Below are 8,161 nucleotides of genomic sequence, written 5' to 3' on the forward strand. Positions count from 1 at the left end.
CCAGGCTTTCATTGTGCCCCATGGCGCGAACTGTGTGCCAGGTGGATGATGCACCGTTGCCGATCGGATGGATACCCCCATGACCCGCACCCCCGACACTCGCGCGCCCGAGTTGCTTGCGCCTGCGGGTGGACCGGAGGCGCTTCGTGCGGCCGTCGCGAACGGTGCGAACGCGGTCTACCTCGGCACGACGGCCCTCAACGCTCGACGGGGTGTCGAGAACTTCGCCCTCGAGAAATTGCCGGAGGCGACCCGCTACGCCCATATTCGTGGCGTGAAAGTCTACCTTGCCGCGAACGTCCTCGTGACTGCCGAGGAGATGCCCGGCGCACTGACGATGATCGACACAGCGTGGGCGGCGGGGGTCGATGCGGTCATCGTGCAGGATCTCGGACTCCTTGGCATGGTTCGGAGCGAGTTGCCGGAGGTACGACTGCATGCCTCCACGCAGCTCGGGGCGCACAACCTCGCTACTGTGCGCGATCTCGCAGACGCAGGCGTGTCGCGCGTGACGCTCGCTCGTGAGCTGTCGATCTCGGAGATAGCGCATCTGAGCGCAGCCGGGGGTGTGGAGATCGAAACGTTCACGCACGGCGCTCTGTGCCTCTGCTACTCGGGGCAGTGCCTCATGTCGTCGATGATTGGCGGGCGATCTGGGAACCGTGGCCTGTGCGCCCAGCCGTGCAGGCTTCCGTACGAGCTCATCGACGAAATGGGCGCGACCCTGCCTGCTCCCGGACGCTACCTTCTAAGTCCACGCGACCTTTGCGGCATCGATGCGCTCCCGGGACTTCTAGCGGCGGGCGTGAGTGCTCTCAAGATAGAGGGCCGCGCCAAGTCGCCCGAGTATGTTGCGCTCGTCACGGGTGTCTACCGCAAGGCGATCGACCGCGCCGTCGCGGACCCGGAGGGCTTTCGCGCTACCGACGCCGAGCGCTCCGTACTTGAGGAGGCGTTCAGCAGGGGTTTCTCACGGGCGTATCTTGAGGGCGTTCGCGACGATCAGATGATGTCGTACACGCGCCCGAACAACCGTGGCGTTCCTGTTGGACGCGTCGTGGCTCTCGAGGGCGAGCGCGTGGTCGTCGCCCTGGAACGCCAGCTTGATGCCGGTGACACGGTCGAGTTCTGGACGTCCAGTGGCCGGTTCGCCCAGAAGGTCGGGCCGATGGGGTTTGCCGGACGCGCGGTGAGCGCCGCACCAGCAGGCGAGAAGGTGGAACTCTCTGTCGAGCGAGCGGTTTCTCGCGGCGACAGGGTGTTCCGTGTCGCGAATGCATCGCTGGCACAGGCCGCGCGGCGAACGTTCGCCGAAGGAGCCGACGCCGCTCGTGTTCCCGTTGACGTTGCCGTCCGTCTCGTCGAGGGATCGCCGCTTCAGGTCACGCTGTCCGACGGCGACCGCAGTGCCTCGGCGATGGGCCCGGTCGTCGAGCGAGCCCGCACGAAGCCGATACTTGCCGAGGAGATCATCGAGCATGTCGGCCGTTTCGGCGGCACGCCCTTCAGTGCTCGCTCGTGGGATGTTGAGCTGCAGCCGGGAGTGGGCATCGGCTACTCGACGCTTCACGCCGTTCGGCGTGAAGCTGTCGAGGCGCTTGAAGCCCGATTCCTTGAGCCCTGGAACAGGCGCCGGACCCATGGTCCTTCTGTCCCCGCGTTCGCCGTGACGCGAAAGCCGCTGTCCGGCGAGCCGGCGGTCGTAGTGTGGACAGCGGACCCCGCAGTCGCACGTGCATGTGTCGGCGAGGGTGCCGACACCGTTATCGTGCCGGTGGAGATACTCTCGCGCGTCCGATCGAGGGAGCGGCTGGTTATCGAGCTGCCGCGGATCGCCCACGATGCTCAGGTTCCCACGCTCCTGAACGCCGCTGCGAAGCAGGAGGTCGTGGTCGTTGGCAATCTAGGGCTTGTGCGTGAGGTTGCGTCCCGCGGGGTCAGCGCATCCGGGCACTGGGGGCTGAATGTGTTCAACCCCTGGGCCGCGCAGTTGCTCGCTGACCGCGGCGCCGACTTCCTATGGCTCTCCCCGGAACTTGCGGGACGCCAGATCGCCGAGATAGCGCGCCACTGTGCGGTTCCCGTGGGAATGGCCGTCTACGGCCGTCAAGAGATGATGGTCACCGAGCATTGCGTGCTAATGGCCGAGGGACCATGCGAGCTAGATTGCACTTCTTGCCCTCGACGTCGCGAATGGCACATGCTGCGCGACGCGAAGGGATACGCCTTTCCGGTGACCACCGACCGCCTTGGCAGATCACACATCTTCAACTCGGTGCCGCTCGATCTTTCGCACGCCCTGGACGAAGTCGTGGCAACTGGAGTCGCTGCCGTGCGGCTGGACATGACGATGGAGAGCCCCGAGGAAGCCGTGCGGATTCTCCAGCATGTTCGAAGCGGTGTGCGCGCTGCGTCGGCGGGCGTTGCGCCGAACGTGCGCGTCATCGGGCATGGGACCACGGGCCATTTCTTCCGAGGAGTGCGATAGCGCGCGGGTCAGGTTCCCCGGCGGCCCTACCTGACCGTGACCAGCTTGGTGGTGGCGGCGGTCTGCCCGGTGTCGTCGGTGACCCAAAGCGTGACTTCGACGGCTCCAGGGCTGCCAAAATGGTACGTGACCTGCTTCCCCTCGGCCTCGTTGCCATCGCCGAACTCCCAGAGGTACTTCACAATCTTGCGGTCGTCGGTCGACGCACTCGCATCGAACGACACGGGCTGATCGACAAAGGGGTTCACCGGACCGTACTCGAATCTCGCGGTCGGTGGCATGTCGGAACCCCCGCCGTTGGAGACCACGATCGTCACCACCGTCCGGGTCGTCCCCTCGCTACCCGCCTTGGGCGACTGGCGCGCCACGATTCCAGCGGGAACCCCCTTCACATCCTTCTCAACAACCTTGAACAGCAGGCTCAGCTTCTTGAGCAAGGCAAGCGCGTCGGCTTTCGCCATGCCAATCAGGTTGGGAATGTCAATCTTGGTGGGTCCGGCGTGAGCCTCACACGGCTCCGGCAGGTGGTTCGCCAGGAAGAGACCGTTGAGCGTGTTGGGACAGTACTCCGTGGCCTTGAGCCCAGTCTCCGTACATATCTTGACCGAGGAGATACCCGAGGGCTTCTTGAACTGGCTCTCAGCAGTGTCCACAAGCGCGTCCACCATGAAGGCCTTCCAGATCTCCGCGGGGAAGGATCCGCCCGTGACGGCTCGCCCGTGGACGTCCTTCATCTCCTTCTGGGATTCTGCGTAGCCCACCCACACTGCGCACGCGAGGTCCGGCGTGTAGCCGACGAACCACGCATCGCGGTACTCCTGTGTGGTACCCGTCTTGCCCGCGGCCGGACGCCCGATGCCTGCTTTGGTGCCGGTTCCGCGCTTGATGACTCCTGTGAGGATATCGGTCGTAAGATATGCAACCGCGGGCTCTATCGCCTCCGTCGAAGACGGTTCGGCCTCGAACATGACATCGCCCTTCGCGTTCGCCACCTCAGAAACCGCGAAGGGCTCCGCGTGGATACCGCCATTGGCCAGCGTGCCGAATGCAGACGCCATTTCCAGCGGGGAGACACCTTCCTCAAGACCACCAAGGGCGATCGCGGGAACCGGGAAGATGCCCTCGTGCAACCCCATCTTCTCTGCCGTTGCGACAACGTCCGACGCGCCTACATCCAGGATGAGTCTCGCAAAGACGGAGTTCACCGACTTCTCGGTTGCCTGACGAAGGCGCATGAGGCCCGTCTGGCCGCCACCGGCGCCCGTTACCTTCCATGTCTGGCCGTTCGGGAGCTTGAAGGAGGCCGGTCCGGACGGGAAGGTCTTCTCAGGGGAGATGCCCTCAGCGAGTCCGGTTGCGAGAACGAATGGCTTGAACGAGGAGCCTGGTTGACGTCGACCCTGGGTGGCCACGTTGAACTGCTGGGTCTTGAAATCGCGGCCGCCCACCATGGCGAGAATCGCCCCGGTCTTCGGATCCACGGCTACGAGGGCCGCAGACGGGTCGTCTTCGCGGTCCAAGGACTCCGAGATCGCCTTCTCCGCCGCTTTCTGCATGCGCAGGTCGAGAGTCGTCTTGATGGTGATGCCGCCACGGTACACTGTCTCGGACCCGTACTCCTCCGTCAGCTGCATCTTCACGTGCTCGACGAAGTACGGAGCCAGTGTCGAGTCGTCGCCAAGGCCTGTCAGGTGGAACTTGGCCACATCCGCCTTGTCGTGTGTCTCCTGGTCAGCGAACCCGAGTTCGAGCATCTGGTCCAAGACGGTGGAGCGGCGATCACGGGCGGCATCCGGATCGATGTAGGGGCTGTGCCGACCGGGGGATTTGATGACGCCCGCGAGCATGGCACACTGCGATGTCTTGAGCTTGTCGACCGGTTGTCCAAAGTAGGTCTTCGCCGCAGACTCCACGCCGTAGGCCCCATGTCCGAAGTAGATGGTGTTGAGGTACAGCTCCAGAATCTGGTCCTTTGAGTAGCGCTTCTCGAGACGGTAGGCGAGTATTGCTTCCATGATCTTGCGCTTGAGGGAGCGTTCCGGCGTCACGAAAGCGATCTTCACGTACTGCTGGGTGATGGTGGATCCGCCGTGCATGGCCTTGGGGTTGCGTATGTCGACCCAGAGGGCTCTCAGGATACCGAGCGGATCGACACCCTTGTGCTCGTAGAAGCGTTGATCCTCGGTTGCGATGACTGCCTGGCGCAGGGCGGTCGGAATCTCCTCAAGGGGTCGATCGGTGCGGTTCTGTTCGGCGAAGAGCTTGGCGATGACTTCGCCGTTGCGGTCGGTGATCGTCGAGGTCTGGTCGCGCCCCTTTGGCTTGACGCCGGGGTCGGGAATCTGCTTGAGAACGGCCGCGTACGCGACCGCGCCGACTATGAGGAGCGCGATGAAGGCGAACAGCGCACCCAGGCCGACGTACTTGAGTATCGTACGGCGGCGCGACATCGGCTTGCGGTTCGCGGATGGCTGTCCTTTGCGGGGCTTGCGGCCCGCGGCGCGTGGAGGCTGCCCGCCGGTCCGGCGTCTTGGGTCTGCCGAGGATGCGGAGCGGCCCGGGTCTGACGACGATACGGACCGCGCGCGCGGCCGGGGTCGAGGCCGCGGCTTGTCATTGCGGCTTCCGGTTCGGTCATCCCTGTTGTACCCAGACTCGTCCATGCGTCCCCGGAGGTCGTGTTGGCGCTGCACGGGTCCGCCCTTTCGGGCAGTAGGCGCCGCGTTTCATCGTGCTAGTATGACGTGCAAACCGCTAGGCAACCAGGTACCGCAAGGTTTCGGTTCGGCAAACTCGTCCGAACCGACAGTCTGGTCTGCGGCGTCCGATGTGTCCGTAGGAGGGCGAAGCCCTGATGGTGAGCCAGACCGAGCAACTGCATGTCATGAAGAGCGGCATCGCTGATCTTGTGCCCGAGAGCGACCTGGTTTCGAAGCTCGCGCGGGGCCGGGCGCTGACCATCAAGCTCGGCGTTGATCCGACCGCACCGGACCTCCACCTGGGGCACGCGGTTCCCCTCCGTAAGCTGCGGCAGTTCCAGGATCTCGGACACACCGTCGTGCTCATCATCGGCGACTTCACGGCGCTCATCGGCGACCCATCGGGACGCAACTCGACTCGCCCGCCTCTCACCCGAGAGCAGATCGATGCCAATGCCCAGACATACATAGAGCAGGCGTTCCACATACTCGATTCCGAGCGAACCGTCATGAGGCGCAACTCCGAGTGGCTCGGTCAACTGGACTTCGAGGCACTCCTGCGACTGACAAGCAAGTTCACCATCGCCAGGATTCTTGAGCGTGATGACTTCGCGAAGCGGTATGCCTCCCAACAGGCGATATCGCTCCATGAGTTCCTCTACCCGATGGCACAGGCATATGACTCAGTGGCGATCCAGGCGGATGTCGAGATCGGGGGCACCGATCAGCTCTTCAATCTCCTCGCGGGACGCGAGCTCATGGAGAAGAGCGGGATGGAGCCGCAGGTCTGCCTCACGCTGCCGCTTCTTGAGGGCACCGACGGCGTGCAGAAGATGAGCAAGTCCTACGGCAACTACATCGCCCTCACGGACTCCGCAGAGGAGATGTTTGGCAAGATCATGTCGATTCCCGACGAGCTGATGCTCAAGTACTATCGCCTCTGCACTGCTGTGGCGGTCGATGAGGTCGACGCCATAGAAGTCGGGCTCGAGAGCGGGGCCCTGCATCCGAATGCCACAAAACGGCGTCTTGCGCGCGAAGTAGTATCTCTCTACCGATCCGCCGAGGCCGCCGAGGCCGCCGAAGGGGCTTTCGATCGCGTATTCAAGCAGCGGGAGCTACCCGCCGATGTGCCGGAGATCCGCGTCTCACTGGCCAAGGAGATGCACCTTCCCGCGCTGCTGAACGAACTTGGACTGGTCGCCTCCAATGGCGAAGGCCGGCGCATGATCGATCAGGGTGGCGTGAAGATCGACGGTGTGCCGGTGGTGTCAGGAACCTATGACGTGGCCGAGGAGACCCTCTCCGGCAAGGTCGTGCAGGTTGGAAAGCGACGCTTCGCACGAGTGCTTCCCCTGTGAGGTCGCTTGAGTGACTGATCGTTCTGCGTGATCTTGAACAGCGGAACGGTAGTCCGGGCAGTTACTCCACCATCCAGAGCGGGTATATAGAAAAGCCAGCTTGAGGTGCGTGCGAGTGTTGCGTGGTGACCTGGCCGGTGGTAGTCTTATCGAGCCGCTTCTTCGGACCGTAGTGATTCGGAGCGCAGGTTGATAACAGTCCAGCCCGAGGGGTTCATGATTCTGCGATGAGCAGGCCGATATAGTCGGCGGTTCACCGTCGGGCGGGGCGCCTCCTGGAAGCAGGGGGCGTTTTCATTGCCCCTGGCGGGACAAATGACCTGGAAACGCCGAGAACAAGACGCAAGAAGTAGTTGTTGACACGTCAGTGGGGAATGCGTAAAGTATCCCCTTGCCGCCGAGCGACAGCCCGGCGCGTGACGGTGGGCAAAAGACCCGCTCAAGTGGGGTGCCTGCCGCGCCTGAACCTTGAAAACCGGATACTGTGACAAGCCAGTTAGGTTCGCATAGCGAACCACACAAACCCGTCAAACCGAGAGGGTCCATCAAAAGACCAAACCGGTATGACAACTCCGGATTCAAACCGTATCGGCCTCCTTACCGATACAGGTGGATCCACCCGGATCGAGCAGATCCAAACTTTCGTGAATCGCAGGGCTTGCCCTGTGAACAATTCAACGGAGAGTTTGATCCTGGCTCAGGATGAACGCTGGCGGCGTGCTTAACACATGCAAGTCGAACGATTAAAGCTCTCTTCGGAGAGTGTATAGAGTGGCGAACGGGTGAGTAACACGTGGGTAACCTGCCCCTCACACTGGGATAACTCAGGGAAACTTGAGCTAATACCGGATACTTCCATTGGGTCGCATGGCCTAGTGGGGAAAGCTCCGGCGGTGAGGGATGGGCCCGCGGCCCATTAGCTTGTTGGTGAGGTAACGGCTCACCAAGGCTTCGATGGGTAGCCGAGCTGAGAGGCTGATCGGCCACACTGGGACTGAGACACGGCCCAGACTCCTACGGGAGGCAGCAGTGGGGAATCTTGCGCAATGGGCGAAAGCCTGACGCAGCAACGCCGCGTGCGGGATGAAGGCCTTCGGGTTGTAAACCGCTTTCAGCAGGGACGAAACTGACTGTACCTGCAGAAGAAGCCCCGGCTAACTACGTGCCAGCAGCCGCGGTAATACGTAGGGGGCAAGCGTTATCCGGATTTATTGGGCGTAAAGAGCGCGTAGGCGGTTTATCAAGTCAGATGTGAAAGCCCTGGGCTCAACCTGGGAAGTGCATTTGAAACTGTTTGGCTAGAGTAGGGGAGAGGAAAGTGGAATTCCTGGTGTAGAGGTGAAATTCGTAGATATCAGGAGGAACACCGGTGGCGAAGGCGACTTTCTGGCCCTATACTGACGCTGAGACGCGAGAGCGTGGGTAGCAAACAGGATTAGATACCCTGGTAGTCCACGCCGTAAACGATGTTCACTAGGTGTTGGGGGTATTGACCCCCTCAGTGCCGCAGCTAACGCATTAAGTGAACCGCCTGGGGAGTACGGTCGCAAGACTAAAACTCAAAGGAATTGACGGGGGCCCGCACAAGCGGTGGAGCATGTGGTTTAATTCGA

General features: G+C 62.4%; 3 protein-coding genes and 1 rRNA gene. 3 read left to right on the plus strand and 1 reads right to left on the minus strand.

What is annotated here, in order from left to right; genetic code table 11:
* Window positions 1–79 precede the first annotated feature (79 nt).
* Window positions 80–2,488 carry a DUF3656 domain-containing protein gene (locus Q8K99_07590; protein ID MDP2182417.1) on the plus strand — a complete coding sequence of 803 codons (2,409 nt, stop codon included), beginning with the start codon at window positions 80–82 and terminating at the stop codon, window positions 2,486–2,488.
* Window positions 2,489–2,514: 26 nt separating this feature from the next.
* On the opposite strand, the gene Q8K99_07595 is transcribed toward Q8K99_07590, so the two are convergent.
* Complete coding sequence (locus tag Q8K99_07595; GenBank protein MDP2182418.1) at window positions 2,515–4,938, minus strand: PBP1A family penicillin-binding protein; 2,424 nt, start codon at window positions 4,936–4,938, stop codon at window positions 2,515–2,517.
* A 404-nt stretch (window positions 4,939–5,342) separates the two neighbouring features.
* On the opposite strand from Q8K99_07595, the gene tyrS reads away from it, so the two are divergent.
* Window positions 5,343–6,548 (plus strand): tyrosine--tRNA ligase, encoded by a 1,206-nt coding sequence (gene tyrS, locus Q8K99_07600; protein MDP2182419.1) that lies wholly within the window; start codon window positions 5,343–5,345, stop codon window positions 6,546–6,548.
* Between the two features lie 674 nt (window positions 6,549–7,222).
* Window positions 7,223–8,161: ribosomal RNA gene (locus Q8K99_07605) — 16S ribosomal RNA — on the plus strand; the annotation flags it as partial.

This window comes from Actinomycetota bacterium, from assembly GCA_030682655.1.
Lineage (GTDB): Bacteria > Actinomycetota > Coriobacteriia > Anaerosomatales > JAUXNU01 > JAUXNU01.